Source organism: Elusimicrobiota bacterium (genome assembly GCA_016722575.1).
In the GTDB taxonomy this organism is placed as follows: Bacteria; Elusimicrobiota; Elusimicrobia; order FEN-1173; family FEN-1173; genus JADKIY01.
Genome location: JADKIY010000002.1, coordinates 586,885 through 602,805 on the forward strand (window position 1 = coordinate 586,885; position 15,921 = coordinate 602,805).

The 15,921-nt window shown below is 64.4% G+C and carries 16 protein-coding genes, 2 tRNA genes and 1 other RNA gene; all 19 read right to left on the reverse strand.

All coding sequences use genetic code 11. From position 1 onward, the window contains the following. Nucleotides 1–29: 29 nt before the first annotated feature. Nucleotides 30–1,685: a glycosyltransferase family 39 protein gene (locus IPP68_06220; GenBank protein MBL0349953.1), complete on the reverse strand. Its 1,656-nt coding sequence runs from the start codon at nt 1,683–1,685 to the stop codon at nt 30–32. 65 nt (nt 1,686–1,750) lie between these two features. Then, nucleotides 1,751–2,168, reverse strand: an RNA gene (gene rnpB, locus IPP68_06225) — RNase P RNA component class A. A gap of 2 nt (nt 2,169–2,170) precedes the next feature. Next, nucleotides 2,171–2,527, reverse strand: coding sequence for a ribonuclease HI family protein (locus IPP68_06230; GenBank protein MBL0349954.1), 357 nt, complete (start codon nt 2,525–2,527; stop codon nt 2,171–2,173). A 98-nt stretch (nt 2,528–2,625) separates the two neighbouring features. Next, complete coding sequence (locus tag IPP68_06235; GenBank protein MBL0349955.1) at nt 2,626–3,351, reverse strand: hypothetical protein; 726 nt, start codon at nt 3,349–3,351, stop codon at nt 2,626–2,628. A gap of 122 nt (nt 3,352–3,473) precedes the next feature. Further along, nucleotides 3,474–3,545: transfer RNA gene (locus IPP68_06240), tRNA-Val, on the reverse strand. Between the two features lie 40 nt (nt 3,546–3,585). Continuing rightward, nucleotides 3,586–3,658 (reverse strand) — tRNA-Ile (locus IPP68_06245). Between the two features lie 478 nt (nt 3,659–4,136). Next, nucleotides 4,137–4,652, reverse strand: a complete 516-nt coding sequence (locus tag IPP68_06250; GenBank protein ID MBL0349956.1) for a DcrB-related protein — start codon at nt 4,650–4,652, stop codon at nt 4,137–4,139. Further along, complete coding sequence (locus tag IPP68_06255; protein MBL0349957.1) at nt 4,642–5,319, reverse strand: sigma-70 family RNA polymerase sigma factor; 678 nt, start codon at nt 5,317–5,319, stop codon at nt 4,642–4,644. Before IPP68_06255 ends, IPP68_06250 begins: the two co-directional genes overlap by 11 nt. Further along, entirely contained in the window at nt 5,268–6,365 is a 1,098-nt protein-coding gene (locus IPP68_06260) for a hypothetical protein (GenBank protein MBL0349958.1), read from the reverse strand. Before IPP68_06260 ends, IPP68_06255 begins: the two co-directional genes overlap by 52 nt. A 2-nt stretch (nt 6,366–6,367) precedes the next feature. Further along, a complete protein-coding gene (gene dnaG, locus IPP68_06265; protein MBL0349959.1) occupies nt 6,368–8,191 on the reverse strand; it encodes a DNA primase in 1,824 nt (607 codons plus the stop codon). A gap of 111 nt (nt 8,192–8,302) precedes the next feature. Beyond that, on the reverse strand, nt 8,303–8,503 hold the full coding sequence (locus tag IPP68_06270) for a 30S ribosomal protein S21 (GenBank protein MBL0349960.1): 201 nt from the start codon (nt 8,501–8,503) through the stop codon (nt 8,303–8,305). 124 nt (nt 8,504–8,627) lie between these two features. Next, nucleotides 8,628–8,972 (reverse strand): histidine triad nucleotide-binding protein, encoded by a 345-nt coding sequence (locus tag IPP68_06275; protein MBL0349961.1) that lies wholly within the window; start codon nt 8,970–8,972, stop codon nt 8,628–8,630. 40 nt (nt 8,973–9,012) lie between these two features. Further along, nucleotides 9,013–9,915 carry a PorV/PorQ family protein gene (locus tag IPP68_06280; protein ID MBL0349962.1) on the reverse strand — a complete coding sequence of 301 codons (903 nt, stop codon included), beginning with the start codon at nt 9,913–9,915 and terminating at the stop codon, nt 9,013–9,015. After that, a complete protein-coding gene (locus IPP68_06285; protein ID MBL0349963.1) occupies nt 9,912–11,702 on the reverse strand; it encodes a hypothetical protein in 1,791 nt (596 codons plus the stop codon). The genes IPP68_06280 and IPP68_06285 overlap by 4 nt, the downstream gene beginning before the upstream one ends. Before the next feature lie 64 nt (nt 11,703–11,766). Next, nucleotides 11,767–12,960, reverse strand: coding sequence for a tRNA (N(6)-L-threonylcarbamoyladenosine(37)-C(2))-methylthiotransferase MtaB (gene mtaB, locus IPP68_06290; GenBank protein MBL0349964.1), 1,194 nt, complete (start codon nt 12,958–12,960; stop codon nt 11,767–11,769). After that, nucleotides 12,957–13,373 (reverse strand): hypothetical protein, encoded by a 417-nt coding sequence (locus tag IPP68_06295; GenBank protein MBL0349965.1) that lies wholly within the window; start codon nt 13,371–13,373, stop codon nt 12,957–12,959. Before IPP68_06295 ends, mtaB begins: the two co-directional genes overlap by 4 nt. Continuing rightward, nucleotides 13,363–14,103: a 16S rRNA (uracil(1498)-N(3))-methyltransferase gene (locus tag IPP68_06300; GenBank protein MBL0349966.1), complete on the reverse strand. Its 741-nt coding sequence runs from the start codon at nt 14,101–14,103 to the stop codon at nt 13,363–13,365. The genes IPP68_06295 and IPP68_06300 overlap by 11 nt, the downstream gene beginning before the upstream one ends. A 9-nt stretch (nt 14,104–14,112) precedes the next feature. After that, on the reverse strand, nt 14,113–14,601 hold the full coding sequence (locus tag IPP68_06305) for a prepilin-type N-terminal cleavage/methylation domain-containing protein (protein ID MBL0349967.1): 489 nt from the start codon (nt 14,599–14,601) through the stop codon (nt 14,113–14,115). A gap of 69 nt (nt 14,602–14,670) precedes the next feature. Then, nucleotides 14,671–15,777: a molecular chaperone DnaJ gene (gene dnaJ, locus IPP68_06310; GenBank protein MBL0349968.1), complete on the reverse strand. Its 1,107-nt coding sequence runs from the start codon at nt 15,775–15,777 to the stop codon at nt 14,671–14,673. Nucleotides 15,778–15,921: the final 144 nt, after the last annotated feature.

Sequence of the window (15,921 nt, forward strand, 5' to 3'; positions counted from 1 at the left end):
CCGGCCAAATCAAGGCAAAAGAGCGTCCCTCAGCGTCTCGGCCGGGCGCCGGGGGGCGCCGCCGGAACGCTCGTCGCGACGACTTCAAAAAGGGTGTAGCGGTCCAGGGGTTCCTTGGAAAGCGTGTAGGGCAGGGCGCCCCAGGCCGAGGCGTAAAACCCCGCCGCGCCCAGATTGTCCATGACCCGCAGCGGAAACCGCCAGGGGTATTCGTAACGCGCCAAGGGCCGCAGGCCCCGGGGGTTGAACCACCACCGGGGCATGATGACTTCCGACCGCAAAAGCAGGTCCCCGGGACGAAAAATCGTGGATTCAAACGCCGGCTTCCAGCCGGCGTCTTTCAGATCGCTCCCCGTGAAGGAATCGCCCAAAAAGTAACCGGTCCGCCCGTGGGTCAGCCACCCGGCCGCGGCCACGTCGCGGATGATCCACCGGCCCGTTTCCGCCTGGAGGTAATCGGCGAGGCCCAAGGCTCCCCCCGCGACGGCCAACGCCCCCACCCACCCGGCCAATCGCCGGCCCCGTCGCTGGGGGAAGAGTTTAAGATCCTCCCCCCATCGGCGCAGGGTCAAAAAAACCACCGGCGGCAGCAGGGTCAGGAAATACCGCGCCGCCACCCATTGCATCACGTAGATCATCTGAAGGGAGGCGGACAGAAGCCACAGCCAGAGAAAAACGTCCAGCGGGAACCGGGAAAGGAGGGCGGTCCGTCCCGATTCGATAAAAAACGCGGCCCCTCCGACGACCAAAACCGCCATGAAAAAAGATTGAAAGGGCGAGAACCCGCCGAAGGGACTCGAGAGGAACCACGTCAGAAAAACCGCGGCCAAAAGAATCCAGAGGCGGAATTTTCGGGAACGAACAACACCGCCCCAGGTCCCCATCGGGAGGAGGAACACGCCGGAAAAAAAAGCCAGGAAGACGAGAATGTGGCTCCAGGCGAAGGATTGCATCACCCGTTTGGAGGATTCGGTGAGGTGCACGGCCCCGTAGGTGGCGATGTTCCAAAAACTCCAGAGACCCAGGACGACGAAGGGGATGGCCAGGGCGGCCAAGCGCGCGGGCCGGCGGCCGGATTCCCGATCGAACCACCACAGGAGGCCCGCCAGGGGCACCACCGTGGCCGCGGTGTATTTGGTGACGATGGCCAGCCCCATGAACGTCCCGGCGAAAATCAGCCATCCCGCCGACCGGCGGCGCAGGCCTTCAAACCAGCCCCACAAGCCGCCCAGGAAAAAGACCAACATGGTGGAATCGATGAGCAAGGCGTGGGACGACAGCCAAAAGGCCGGCGTCAGGGCGGCGAGAGCCGCGGCGGGCCCCGGCGGCACCGCGAACCGCTGGGCGAGCAAATAGAGAAAAACGATCGCCGCCCCCGACACAAAGAGGGAGAGCAAACGCACGGCCCACAAGCGCCCGCCGGTGAATTTCCAAAAGAGGGCCAGCAGGTAGTGGTGAAGGGGCGGGTTGACCATCCGGGGCGGCTGGCCCCGCTCCCAGCCGACGTTGTCCACGCCGGCGTCGTCGGCGATGAAGTCGTAGGGCCGCGCCGGATGTTCCAGCAGGCCCCGGGCCATCAGGAGGTGGTAGTGGTCGTCGACGAAATAGGCGCGCCCGATGAACGGCAGGCCCAGCAGAACCGGGAGAAGGCCGAACCACAGCGCGGCGGGAATTTTCTTGGTCACGAAGGCATTATAGCGAATCAAAAAGTGGGGCCATGGAACGCGTTGGCGATCCATGGCCCCGTTGGCGTTTGCGGCGGCCTGTACACCGAGTCCTGTCCCCGTCGGCGACCGACGGGGCCGGATCATTTCTCTGGGCCCGACGTCGCCGTCGGGCTCAAGCGGTCCACCGGGAACGTCGCCCCCCTTGCGGGGGACGGGGGCCGGGCCGGCCCGCGCGCGTTCCCTACGACCTTTCTCCGGACGGGGTTTGCCGCCCCCCGTCTCTCGACGGGGGACCGTGAGCTCTTACCTCGCGATTTCACCCTTGCCGTCCCCCCTCGCGGGGGTCTTGGGCGGTGTGTTTTCTGTGGCACTTTCCGTCGGGGGCAAACGCCACCCCCCGCCTTCCCGTTGGGAAGCGTCCCGCCCTGCGGGGCCGAAGCCCCCGGAGCTCGGACTTTCCTCCGCGGCCGTTTTCGCCGCGGCGATCCGGCGGCCGCCGTAAATCAGTGCGTCTTCTTCTTGGCCTCGTCCAGGGCCCGGTTCGCCAGGGCGTCCGCCCGCGTGTTGTGGGCGTGGCCCGAGCGCATGATGTGCTGCACCGTCAGCGCGTCGAAGCGAACGGCGAGGGCTTTGGCCCGGGCCAGCAACGCCTTCATTCGCTCGTCCTTGGCGCGGTACTCGCCGTTGAACTGCTTCACGACAAATTGGGAATCCGTGACCACGCGGGCGCGGCGGGCGCCGGCCCGGGACAATTCCTCCAGCGCGCGGATCAGCCCTTCGTATTCGGCCACCTGGTTGGTGTTGATCCCGATGGCGACCCCGAGCTCCCGCACGGTCCGGTCCGCCGGGTCGACAACCACCAGGCCGAAGGACGCCGGGCCCGGGTTGCCCCGGGAGGCGCCGTCGCAATAGGCCGTCCAAACGCCGTCGGCGGCCGAAGAAAAAAGAGGGAGTTGGGTCAGGAGGCGACGGCGGGTTTGGGAACGATGTAGAGGATTCGCGAACAGCTGTCGCAGGCCACGATTTCCTTGCCCTTCATGGCCTGGTTGACCGTGTCGGCGGTCAGGAGCGTCCGGCAACCGCCGCAGGTCATGCCGTTGACGGGGACCACCACCGCGAACCCGGGGCGGCCGCGCTGAACGGCCTCGTAGCGGTCCCGCGCGTCGGCCGGCGCCGACGCGGCGAAGGCGTCCCGGTCGGCGGTTTTGGCGGCCACGACGGCGTTCCCCTCGGCCTCTTCGGCGTCCAGGGCGGCGATCTTTTTTTCGAGGTCGGTCCGCTCCCGCTGAGCGGCGACGTCGTCTTCCTTGGATTGTTTTTGGAGTTTTTCGATGGATTCCATCAACACCAACACCTGGTCTTCCAAAGCGGTTTTCTGCTGTTTGGAGGCCTCAATCTCCAGCAACAGGGCCTTGTAGGCGTCGTTGGATTTGACGCTGTTGAGCTGCCCCGAGTGTTTTCGGATCTGCTGGTCCTGGGTGTCGATTTCGATCTCGAGGTTTTTCTTCTGGACCTGGGCGTCGGTCAGGGCTTTCTTGCCGGCTTCAAAACGGGCGGCGGAAGCGGCGATCTGGGCTTTGAGGGCGGAACGCTCGGGGGACAGGCGGGCCACCGACGCGCGCAACGCGTCGAGCTCTTTGTCCATTTCCTGCAGGCGGATCAACGACGCGATTTTCTCGTTCACGGGTCTTCCTCGTTTTCCGGCGGCCCCGGGGGGCGCGCCCGTCCCGTCTGGCGACGACGTCCAGGGTCGGGACAGCACCGACGATGGATTTCAATTGGGACGGTGCCCGGCCATCGCTCCGGTGGGTGGTATAGGGATTGAACCTATGACCTTTCGCGTGTGAGGCGAACGCTCTGCCGCTGAGCTAACCACCCACCGGAGCGACGAAGGCTCATTATACAAGATTGTCAAATTTGGGCCCTGGTGGAGTTGAACCACCGGCCAACCCGTTATGAGCGGGACGCTCTAACCGTTGAGCTAAGGGCCCGACGGGAATTCGGAGCCTCTGGCTCCGCCGTCCCGTCAAACTTGTCATCCAAGTCGGGACGGCACCGACGTCGGAAATAAGAGTCGGACGGTGCCGTCGGGTATTTGGCCTCTGGCCAAATGCCCGGCTAAATTTTGGAATTCGGAGCCCGTCGAGCGGCCCCGCCGCTTCAAACGCCCTGGGGCTCTGACCCAGGGTCTGGCTCCGCCGTCCCGTCAAACTCGATCATCCAAGTCGGGACGGCACCGACATCGGAAATATAAGTTGGACGGTGCCGCCGGGTATTGGGCCTCTCCCTTCCGACAAACAGGGACGATGCCTATCGGCAACGCGGCCCAATGCCGCGACAACCACAACAAATCAGCTGTAATTCTTCCATCGGGCCCAGACCCAGCGCCCCGCCGAATCTGAGAATTCGCGATTCCAAACCCCGCCGCCGATTTATTATACCCCATCCGCCCCGGCCGGGCGGGGCCCGCTACTTCCCCAGTCGAAAGCTGTCGGCGCTGTCGTCGAACAACGAATCGAACTTGGGCCCGTCGCTGGCCAGGGAGGTGCCGGTCATCACGAACATCCGGCCCTTGCCGCTGGCGATCAGATAAAAGGATTGTCGAAGCTCCCGCTGGCTCTGGGTGTCTTCGGCCCGGATCCGTTCGCCGGACAACCCCGAGAGCGTCTTGAAGGGCACCCGCTCGATTTGGCGGAATCCGGGGATCATTTTCTTTAGATTTTGAACGTTCAAGTCCACGTAGGCCTTGAGCGTCCCATCGTAGGCCTCGTCCACGACGTTCAAGTTGGCGGTGAATCCCTTCCAGGCGGGCCCGAAGGCGAATTTGTATTTGAAGCCGGGGAAGTCCCGGACGGACCATCCTTCCGGCGGGCAATAGGAAAAACCGCCCGCGCGCTCCACGCGGCGTTCGCCGAGTTCGGCCCGGACGGGCGCCGCTCCGGCGACCAGGACGGCCAGGGAAAAAACGACGCCCTTATTCCACATATTCGCGGAGGAAGCGGCTGCGGCTCGGGTGCCGAAGCTTCCGAATGGCCTTGGCCTCGATCTGGCGGACCCGTTCCCGGGTCACGCTGAAGATGCGGCCCAACTCCTCGAGCGTGCGCGGGTAGCCCGTGCCGATGCCGAAGCGCAGGCGGATGATCTCCGCTTCCCGGTCGCTCAGGGTTTCCAGGGCCTTCTCCACTTCCTGCTGGCGCAGGGCGTCGTTGGCCGCGTGGGAGGGCGACAGGTCGCCCTTGTCCTCCAGAAAATCCTCCAGGACCGAGTCTTCCTCCTCGCCCACGGGGGTGGTGAGGGAAATCGGCTCCTGCATGATCTTCAAAATCTGCCGGACCTTGTCCGTCGAGAGCCGCAGGGCCTTGGAGTATTCCTCCACCGACGGGTCGCGGCCCATTTCCTGGCGGAACTTCCGGCTCACTTTGGTCAGCTTGGAAATGACTTCCTTCATGTGCACCGGGATCCGGATGGTCCGGGCCTGATCGGCGATGGCGCGGTTGATGCTCTGGCGGATCCACCAGGTCGCGTACGTCGAGAACTTAAAGCCGCGCTTCCATTCGAATTTTTCCACGGCCTTGATCAAACCCAAGCCGCCCTCTTGAATCAAGTCCGAAAGCTCCAGGTTCGATCCCACGTGCTTTTTGGCGATGGACACGACCAGCCGGAGGTTGGCCTTGATGAGCTGGAGCTTGTCTTTGAGGATCGCCTCTTCGAGCTCCCGGATCCGGTGGTCCAGGGACAACAGTTCCTGGGGGTGACCGGCAGCATGCGGGCCATGCGGACGAGGCGCAGCTGGATGGTCTCGATGTTCTGCATGGTGCTTTCGATGCCGGTGGTCGTGTAGCCCGTCAGCTTCTGGAACTGCCCCGAGGGCATCTGCTTGGCCAGGGCCTTGTGGTAAAGCTTTTTGAGTTCCGTGTAGGGAAGCTTGAATCGCTTCTCGTAGCGGTGGATTTCGTCTTCGTATTCCCGGACCTTGTGGCCCAGGTTTTTGATCTTGTTGACCAGGCGCTTGATCTTCTCCTGGTTCAAATTGAGGGAGATGATGCGGTTGACGATCTCCCGGCGCTCGTCGTCGATCGCCTCGCGCAATTCCTCTTTTTTGCTGGCGGGGAGCTTGGCTTCCATCTTGACCTTGATCTTGTCGATCCGAAGTTCGGCCTGGATGATGTATTGCACGACGGTCTTGACCCGCCGGCGCATGCCGGAGAGTTCCGACGCCGTCCGGCGGCCCCGGGGCATGAGCTCCTTGGGGGTCATTTCGTCGGCTTCGAGCAGCTGTTCCCAGTTTTGGATTTCGCGGTGGGTGATGGGGGATTCCAGGACCACGAGCTTGAGAATCTTCTCGTTGTCCTTGATGCTCCGGGCCAGAGAGACTTCCTGTTCCCGGGTGAGGAGCGGCACCTTGCCCATTTCGGACAGGTACATGCGGATGGAATTCTGGGTGTCGAGCTCCAGCTCCGGCACGCCGATTTCCTCGGGGCCGTCGGCCTTGGGGCGGCCGTGGTCGTCGCCGCGCTCCACGACGTCGATGCCCATTTCCTCGAGCTTGCCGAAAAGGGTGTCCAGCTCCTCGGTCGTGAAATTGGTCTCCGGGAGTTTCTGGGAAATTTCCTCGTAGGTCAGGTAGCCGGCTTCCTTGCCGTGCTCGATCAATCCCCGCACCACGTCCTGGTAGTTGATGTGCTCGCGTCGTTCCATGGTCACCGTTCCATCGTAGGGCCCGCGGGGTCCGACACTGCCGTTCGCAGTTCGCGGGTCAGGGTTTGGTACCGCAAAATCTGTTCTTCGTCCCGGGGCGCGCGGCCCTCGAGCATTTCCAGCACCCGGGGTTCCAGGGCGGCCCGTTCCCGCCGCCGGGCCAGCGTGGTGAGCCGCGCCACGCCCCGGGCCAAACTTTCCATGGGCCGGTCGAAGGTCTTGGGCTCGAGCAACAGCCCCGTCAGCCAGGGCGCCTCTTCGGCCGCGAGCGCCGCGGCCGCCGCGCCGGGGTCGGGCGCCCGCCCGGCCCGCCGGTCTTCCAGCCAAAAGTGAAACACCCGCCGGCATCGTTCGTCGGCGAAAAGCGCCGCGTCCGGCACCGCGCCCAGCCACGTTTCCGGGTGGAGGGCCAAAATCTGAAGCACTTCCTCTTCGGCGTTTCGAAGCGCCTTGGGGCCCTTGGGCGCCGCCGGTTTCGGCGCCGGCGCGGGGGCCGCCGCGGGGGCCGTCGGGGCCGGCCGGGGCGTTTTCTTCAACAATTCCTGTTTCAAGGCCCCGGGGTCCAGCCGCAACCGCTGGGCCGCGCGCTTCACCCATTCGTCCCGGAGCACCGCGTTGGGCACCCCGGCCACGAACCGGAGCAGTTCCTCGGCCCGGCGAAGGCGGCCGTGCAAATCGCTGAAATTTTCCAGGGCGGGGGCCAGAAGGTCCAGCCAGAAATCCACCACGTCCTGGGACTTCGCCAAAATCTGTTCCAAGGCCTCCGCGCCGTTCGCCTTGACGTAATCGTCGGGGTCCAGGCCCCCGGGCACCTGGGCCACCCGGACGAACAGATCGTCCTTCAAAAACACCTCGGCGCTCCGCCAACTGGCCCGCTGTCCCGCGGGGTCCGGATCAAAGAGCAAAATCGCTTCCTGGGCGTAGCGGCGAAGCAGCTTCGCCTGGTCCGACGTCAGGGCGGTCCCCAGGGGCGCCACCGCGGTGCCGAAACCCGCCTGATGAAGCCCCACCACGTCCATGTAGCCTTCCACCACGATGGCCTGGGCCTTCTCCCGCAGCACCGTCCGGCCTTCGTACAAACCGTAGAGCTGTCGGCCCTTGGTGTAGACCGGGGATTCCGGCGAGTTCAAATACTTGGGGCCGCCGTCTTCCTCCAGCGTCCGGCCGCCGAAGGCCACCACTTGACCATACGGATCGCGGATCGGAAAGATCAGTCGCCCGCCCAGGGGATCGTGGTAGCGCCCCGTCCGGTCGGACCGGGAGGCCAATCCCACTTTCAACAGCGGCTCGATGGCGGTGCCCTTTTTCAAGGCCCGGTCCAGGAAACTGTCCCGGCGGGGGGCGAACCCCAGGGCGAACCCGTCGATGGTTTCCCGGCGGATGCCCCGCTCGGCCAGATGGCGGCGGGCCGGCTCCGCGTCCGCCTGGGTTTTCAAGGCGTCCGCATAGAATTTGGCCGCCTCTTCCAAAAGGCCCAGCAGCTCGTCCCGCTCCTTGGCGCGGCGGGAGGAGGCGTCGTCGCCCCGGTCCCATTCCAAGGGGACACCGGCGCGGCGCGCCAGTTCCCGCAGGGCTTCGGGGAAGGGCAGGTTTTGGGTTTTCATCACGAAGCGGAAGACGTCGCCGCCTTCGTTGCAGGCGCCGAAACAATGCCACAGGCCCTTGTCCGGCATGTAAAAGAACGACGGGGTTTTCTCGTTGTGGAAGGGGCAGTTGCCCTTCCAGCGAGGCCCCGATTGTTTCAGGCTCGGGACCGCCTCCCGGATGATTTCGAGGGTGTCCAGCCGGGATTTGATGCGGTCCAACGTGTCGCGGGATACACCCATGTCATGCGCCCTCGGCCGACGATCCGGCCGGCGGCCCCGGGACACGCCCCCGGGACGCGCGGCTCGGCGTCGCGATGTGTGGAGAAGGAAACGAACGGCCGCCCGGAAGGGCTAGCCGCGGTTTTGACGCATCATGCGTCGGCGCATTTTCCGCCGCGCTTCGGCCTGTTTCCGCTTGCGTTTCACGGAAGGGGGCTCGTAGTGCTCGCGGCGCTTGATTTCCTGCATGATGCCGTTGCGCTCGCATTCGCGTTTGAAACGACGGAGAGCTTCTTCGATGGATTCTCCGTCTCGAACTTTGACAAAAACCATTGGCGATGACACCCCCTTCCCGTTGTGGATGGATTTTCGATGAAAATAAAAAGCCCCTGCACCGGCGCATGTTCGGCCGGCCAAGGTATACCTTCGTTAACAACCGCGCGGTGTTTTGGTTCCGCTAACCCGGCGGCCAGCCGAGTCGACGACCCGCTAAAAAGTGATAGTGCAAATGATCCACGGCCTGACCCGCGTCGGGACCGTTGTTGACCACCAGGCGGAAGCCCTTTTCCTCGACGGAAAATTGAACGGCCAGCTGTTGGGCGGCGCGGAGCGCGGCGCCCCCGAGCGGCAAATCCGCCACCGAAACGTCCATCACGCGGGCCACGTGCATCTTGGGAATGATCAGCGCGTGAATCGGGGCCTGGGGATGAATGTCCCGAAAAGCCAACAGGGTTTCGTCTTCGTAGACCACGTCGGCCGGGATCTCCCGCCGAACGATGCGGCAGAAGAGACAATCTTTCACGGGCGAATTATAGCCGATTTTAAGCGTTTTGGGATGATTTTCAGAATTGAAAACCCACCGAAACGAAGTGGTTCATGCCCAGGTCGGCGAAGGGCCGAAGGGCATAATCCACCGTCATTTTGAGGATCGTCAGCCCCACCCCGGCGGAGGGGTTCCGCAAAATCGTGTTGTAGCCGCCCCGAAGCGCGAAGGAATGGCCCCCCGGAAGGGGCCAGGCCAGTTCCGCGCCGAAGGCGCCGGCGGCGTCCCCTTCCCGGCGAAGCATCGCGTCCGCCAAAAAGGTCCAGTTGGGTTCGATTTTGACCGAGGCGCCCACCGCGAAACGCTGGGGCAAAAATTCGTTGTTGCCGCCGAAATCCAGCCGGGTGCCCAGGTTGGTGGCCGTGGCTCCCAGGCGCCACTTCCGGTCGGTCCCGCCGGAGGCGGTCAGGCCCAAATCCACCGCCATGGCCGTGGCGCTTCGATCCACTTCGGAGCGGACCCACTTGAAGGCCCCGCCCAGGGAGAGCGCGCCGATCTTCAGGGCCCCCCCCGCCACCGCCGCGGCGTCGCCGGGCTTGAAGTTGCCCAGGGCGTTGGTGCCGGAATCGCTTCGGGTGAGGGACCCGGCGGACAAATATTGAACGCCGCCGCCGATGGCCAGGAAGCCCAGCTTCTGGGCGAAGGTGGCGTGGCCGAAACCTGTGTCGTCCAAATAGGGGGAATGGGCCAGAGACACCGAAAGACGCTTCACGTCGGTCAAGGCCGCCGGGTTGGTGAGCACCGCCGAGGCGTCGCCGGACAGGGACGCGCGAACTTCCCCCAGAGCCGCCGAGCGGGGGCTGGGCGGCATGCGCAGGAGGACGCCCGCCGTGGTGCCCCGGGCGTCCCCATTAAAGGACGCCGCCGAAAGGGCCGTCGCAAAAACGAGCGTCAAACCGGCGGCGCGGGCCAGGTTCTTCAATTTTGAATCCCCACTTTCACGATTCGGTCGCCCGCGTCGAAATGGAGGAAGTAAGTGCCGGTGGCGACGATCTCCCCGGCGTCGTTGCGGCCGTCCCATTGGACGTCCCCGGCGCCGTCGGCGATCAACTCCCGGATTTTCTCTCCGGCGAAATCGTAGACTTGCACGCGCCCGTTCGCCCCGGCGTTCTTAATGGAGACCGGGCTTTGGCCGGGCCGAAAGGGATTGGGGCCCACGACGGGCGGCGGGGGCAGGGGCGGCAAATCGCCGTTGACGACGGCGGCGGAGAGCCGCTGGCCGTAGACTTCGGTTTCTCCCAGGTCCAGGGGCGCCTGGCCCAGGCCGCCGAAGACCACCAGGAATTCCCCGGTCCCGTTTCGGGCCGCGACGTTGGGGAGGTAGGCCGTCTCCACACCGTCGAACCCGACGGCGCTCACGAGCAGATTTTCGGGCAACTGCCGGACGCCGGACCGGGAGACGGACTGGGCGAAGATTTCGCCGGGCTCTCCCGGGGTTTGGAAATCAAACCGGTAGTCCCCCTGGTTCCAAACAACGGCGTAAATTTGGGCCCCCACATCAAAGGCCACGTCGGGCATGACCGCGTCGGCGAAAGGATCCGCCACCGGGGCCGAAAAGGGCGCCCGCCGGGCGGGCGCATTGATCGGGGCGTTGTCCCAGGTTCCGATGAGAAAATCGTCGTCGCCCGTTTCCGCGCCCGCCGCGGTCAAACGCTGGCCGACAATTTCGTATTTCGTGTCCATGCAACCGTCGTTGCACACATCCACGGGCTCTTCCTCGTTTCCTTCCCAGACCACCAGGTATTGGTTGTCCAAGGGGTTGTAGGCCACCCGGGGCGAATGGGCGTTGGTGTCGGTGGAACCCAAGGCCCCCATGTCGCTCACGGGAAAATCGTTCACGCCGGTCTCGGCGCCGTTTTCGTCCAGCCGCTGGGCGAAAATTTCGTTTTCCGTGGCGTCGTTGGGCGGAGCGTCGTCCTGCCCCTCCCACACGACGAGGTATTCGTTGTCCCGGGCGTTGACGGCCACCGCCGGGAACCGGGCGAAATAGGTGTTGTTCCCCTCGGGTCCCATGTCGCTGATTCGGAAATTCTCGCCGGCGTGGGGTTGACCGTTCGCGCCCTGGACCAGGCGGCCGTAAATCTCCATGAGGCCGTCGGTGGCGCCGCTCTGCCAAACCACGAGGTAGTCGTCCGTGTTCGGGTTGTAGGCGACCGACGGCGCCGAGCAACCGACCGCGGTGTTTCCCTCCAGATCGGCGAAACCGCTGATCTGGGTCTCGTTGCCCAGCGGGGTGCCGGCCGCCGCCAATCGTTGAACCCAAATTTCGGTATTGCCCGTGGCGTTGCTTTCAAAAGCCAGGAGATATTCGTTCCGCTGTCGGTCGTAGGCGATGGCCGGGGACTTGGCGAAAACCGCCGTGTCGAAGTCGTTTCCCGCCGTCGTCAGGCGGAGCTGGCCGCCGACGGCTTCCCCGGAGGTCCCGTCGATCCGCTGTCCGAAAATCTCGATTTCGTCGTCGGCGGGCGGATCGTCGTCCGTGTCGCCGGCGTACACCACCAAATATTCGTTGTCCTGGGCGTTGTAGGCGACGGCTTGGATTCGATGGGCCGTGTGGCTAAAAGGCAGGATCCCCGTCGTGGGCACGCCGTCCACGCCCATGTGGCTGACCCGAAAATCGTCGACCCCCACTTCCTCGAGGGCGTGGAGGGCGGGGGCGGATAGGGCACAGAACAATCCCGCCGCGATGAGTGTGACGCGTTTGGTCATTTTTAGTCGGTGTCGGAAATTTAACTTGGGAACGGAGGAGCCGCGGTATTATACCACGGTTATTTCAAATCGTGACGGCCGCCAGGCGCCCCGGGGGCAGGTTTCGGTCGTGGGGAACGCGGATGTAGTTTTCGGTCCAGCCCTCCCCGTCGGGTTCGGTGACCACCTGGCGCACGGTGCCGGCGAAACGGGCCCGGAATTGGGCCTTGAGCTTCTCCCCCAGGGCCAAAAGCGCGTCCACCCGGCGCCGCTGAACGTCGTGGGCCAGGGGCGGAAGCTCCGCGGCCTTGGTGCCGGGCCGCGGGGAGTAGGGAAACACGTGCAGGCCCGAGAGGGCCAGGGCTTCGATGCGTTGGTAGGTGTTTTGAAAGGCCGCCTCGGTTTCGGTCGGGAAACCCACCAGGACGTCGGCCGTCAGGCCGCAGTCCGGCAGGTGGCGGCGAATAAAGTCCACGCGCTCCCGATATTTTTCGAAGGCGTACCAACGGCCCATGTCTTTCAACACGCCGTCGTCCGCCGACTGCATCGGAATGTGTAAATGGCGGCAAACTTTCGAATTCCGGGCCGCCAACAAAACGATCTCGTCCGAGACTTCCGTGACTTCCAGGGAGGAAAGGCGGATTCGAAAGTCCCCGGGAATTTCCACCAACTTTTCCAGCAGCCCCGCCAGGTCGAAGCGCTTCCCCTCCAGAGCCCCCTGGTAGAGCCCCAGGCGGATGCCCGTCAAAACGATTTCCCCGTGGCCGGCGGCGGCCAGGGTGGCAATTTCTTGAATCACCTGGTCGGCGGGCTTGTTCCAATAGGTCGGGCGGGTCTGGGGGATGATGCAGTAGGTGCAGGGGGCCCGGCAGCCGTCCTGAATTTTAACGAAAGCCCGGGAGCGGTCCGAAAAGCGGGAGAGGCCGAAAACTTCGGGCGCCACTTCGAAACCCACGCAGGCGGGGAGGCCGTTTTTTTCCGCGTTGGAATAAACTTCCACCCGGGGCGACAGGGCCCGAAGCTCGTCCGGCGCGTGGGTGGCGTAACAGCCGGTGACGATCACCCGGGCGTGGTCGTTTTCCCTGAGGAGGCGGCGGACGAACTGGCGGCACTCCTGGTCGGCCTTGGCCGTCACGGAGCAGGAATTGACCAGGCAAAGGTCGGCGTCGGCGGCTTTCTCGACGGTCACGGCCCCGCCGGAGCTCATCTTTTCCCGGAGAAGTTCGGTGTCGTATTGATTGGCTTTGCAGCCGAAGGTGTGGAGGTAAACGCGGTTCAAGAGGTGTGCCGGATGGTCCGCACCCAGGCCCCCGCCAGGCCGCCCATAACGGCGATGGAGGAAGCCACGAAGGCCACGGGCACGGCGATGCGCCAATAATCGGCTTGCATCAGCACGGCCGCCAGGGGCGCGCCCTGGGGGTTCGCCAGGCTGGCGATGGCGGGCGCCTCGGTCATGGCGTGACGGGTCAGTTGCTGAAGGGAAAAAGGAAGGCCCACGATGACGCCCGAAAGCCAGGCCTGGCGGCCGGCCACGATCCCGGCCAGGAGGCCGATCACAAAGAGGCCCAGGAGAATTCCGATGGGCTCCAGCAGGTAAAAAAGCCCCGCCAAAAGACCCAGGGCCGAGATCGCCGTCGAGGACAGGGCGATCCAGGTCCAGGAATTCTTGGGTTTAGGTGTGTTAAAGCTCATAAAGAAAGGCCGCGGCGGCGGCGAGGCCGGCGGTCTCCGTTCGTAGGATGCGGGGACCCAACGTCACGGTCCGGGCGCCCCGGGCTTCGGCCCGGAAAACTTCCTCCGGGCTCAAGCCACCTTCGGGGCCAATAATAACATTAATGGTCGGAAGGGCGGCGGCCCGCTCCCGTCGGAAAGCGTCCAGGCCCGCTTTCAGCGACGTTCCGGCCGCCGATTCCCAGGGCAAAAAGGTCCATTGGTCCGGCTCGATCCGGGCCAGGGCGGCGTTCCAGTCCAGGGGCGTCTGCACCCGGGGGACGTCCGTGCGGCCGCACTGCTGGGCGGCGGAGCGGATGATTTTTTCCCACCGTTCGAGGCGGGCGGGCAGGCGCTCGGCGGGCACCCGGCCCACGGACCGCTCGGAGTTCACCGGGATGAATTCGTGAACGCCCAGTTCCGTGCCCTTTTCCAAAATCCATTCCATCTTGTCGCCCTTGGGCAGGACTTGAAAGAGGCGCAGGCGGTAACGGGAGGTTTCCTGTTTTTCCTCGGCCACCACCCGGCCGTCCACTTTACTGGGGGTCACGGTCTCCAACACCCCGCGAAAGGACCGGTCCCCCCCGTCGAACAGCTGGATTTCCTCCCCGGGCTGTTTGCGAAGCACCCGGGCCACGTGTTCGGACTCCTGGCGGTTCAGCCAGAAATAGCTGCCGCGGATGTTTTCGGGGGGGACGTAGAAGTGGGGCACGCCCCTATTCTACCACAGGCTCCAGGTCCGTCCGCTGGAATCGGTGTGGGTGCACATGACGTGAACCTCCCCGGTGAGAAAGGACATGGTCGGGTCCAGAGGGACATACCAGGCCACAAACATGCCTCCGTCGGGAAACATCATCGCCAGTTCGGAAGCGACGTAATCCCTGTTGGCGTGGTTGGCGTAACCGGGGATCGTGATCATGGGGGCGGTGTCCAGGTATTTCGGATAAAGCCACCAGGAGGTGAAAGCCGAACCGGTCCCCGTTCCCGTTCCCCCCGCGCTGGGATAGCGCCCTTCGTTGTCGGCGTAATAAATGCTCATGGCGCTTCGAACGGAACCCAGGGCCCCTTTGATGGACGCCTCCCGGGCCTTGACCACCAGGCCCGCGAATTTGGGAATGGCGATGGCGGCGAGGAGGCCGATGATGGCCACCACGATCATCAGTTCGATGAGCGTAAAACCGCCGCTGGGACGGACGGCCGATTTTTTCACCCTTTTAGGTTAGCCCTCGAAGGGAAATATTACAACAGTGTAATGATTTTGGACTCAGAGGCCGGAGAGTTATTTTCCGAAGGCTTTTTTAAAGAAACCTTCGTCGTCGGAAATGCCTTTTTCGCCCATGGTTTGGGCCAGTTCGGCCAGGAGGCGGCGTTGGTCCTTGGAGAGCTTCGTCGGCACCTCGATGGAAATCCGGACGAACAAATCCCCCCGCCCGCTTCCGCGCATGCGCGGCATGCCCGCGCCCCGGACCCGGAGCACCGAGCCCGGCTGGGTGCCGGCGGGAATATGGATGCGGACCGGCTTCTCCAGGGTGGGCACCTCCACCTCGCCCCCCAGGGCCGCCAGGGGGACGGACACCCGGCGAAGGGTCGTGAGATCCTCCCCGTCCCGCTCAAATCGATCGTCGGTGCGCACGCGCACCACCACAAAAAGGTCTCCCGGGGGCGCGCCCCGGCCGCCGGCTTCGCCCGCGCCCGACACCCGCAACACGGTGCCGTCTTCGACCCCGGCCGGCACCCGCACGCGGATGGTCTCGGCCTGGCGGGTGTGTCCCTGCCCTCGGCAGTCGGGGCAGGGGCTTTCCACGATCTGGCCTTCCCCCTGGCACTTGGAGCAGGTTTGGGCGAGGGTGAAAAAGCCCCGGGTCACGCGAACCTGGCCCGCGCCCCGGCAGTCGGGGCAGGTCTTCGACGAGGTTCCCGCCTTGGCGCCCGAACCGCGGCACTTCTCGCAGGCCACCGTGCGGTTCACCCGGACGCTGGACTCCGTTCCGTTGAAGGCTTCCTGGAGGGTGACCACGTGTTCAAATTGCAGATCCGCGCCCTTCCGGGGGCCGCTTCGGCGGCTCCGGCCGCCGCCGAACATGTCGCCGAAGACGCTGGAGAAAATGTCCGAGGCGTCGGCGCCTTCGAACCCGCCGAAGCCGCCGCCCGTCTGGGCCTGGGGGCCGGCGTGGCCGTATTGGTCGTAGGCCTGGCGTTTTTCCGGATTGGACAAAACGTCGTAGGCCTCGTTGATGTCCTTGAGTTTCTCCTCAGCGCCCTTGTCCCCCTGGTTCCGGTCGGGGTGGTACTGGAGGGCCTGTTTCCGGTAGGCGGATTTCAGCTCTTCCGGAGTGGCGGTTTTGGAGACGCCAAGAGTTTCGTAGTAATCCCGCTTCGAGGCCATTATTTGTCCTTTGGTTACCGAAAATTTTTTCCTTCCCCCCTTGAGGGGGAAGGTACGGATGGGGGGTGCTGTTGAATCTTATTTCCTAAAAAATTTGCCGAAGGCTTTTTTAAAATCAACGTCGTGGGCCTTCCCGGCCCACAC

Bases quoted from the DNA above. Each gene is read 5' to 3' on its own strand.
- IPP68_06250 (MBL0349956.1), bottom strand. From the start codon at position 4,652: ATGTGGAATAAGGGCGTCGTTTTTTCCCTGGCCGTCCTGGTCGCCGGA.
- IPP68_06260 (MBL0349958.1), bottom strand. From the start codon at position 6,365: ATGGAACGACGCGAGCACATCAACTACCAGGACGTGGTGCGGGGATTG.
- dnaG (MBL0349959.1), bottom strand. From the start codon at position 8,191: ATGGGTGTATCCCGCGACACGTTGGACCGCATCAAATCCCGGCTGGAC.
- IPP68_06270 (MBL0349960.1), bottom strand. From the start codon at position 8,503: ATGGTTTTTGTCAAAGTTCGAGACGGAGAATCCATCGAAGAAGCTCTC.
- IPP68_06285 (MBL0349963.1), bottom strand. From the start codon at position 11,702: ATGACCAAACGCGTCACACTCATCGCGGCGGGATTGTTCTGTGCCCTA.
- IPP68_06295 (MBL0349965.1), bottom strand. From the start codon at position 13,373: ATGAGCTTTAACACACCTAAACCCAAGAATTCCTGGACCTGGATCGCC.
- dnaJ (MBL0349968.1), bottom strand. From the start codon at position 15,777: ATGGCCTCGAAGCGGGATTACTACGAAACTCTTGGCGTCTCCAAAACC.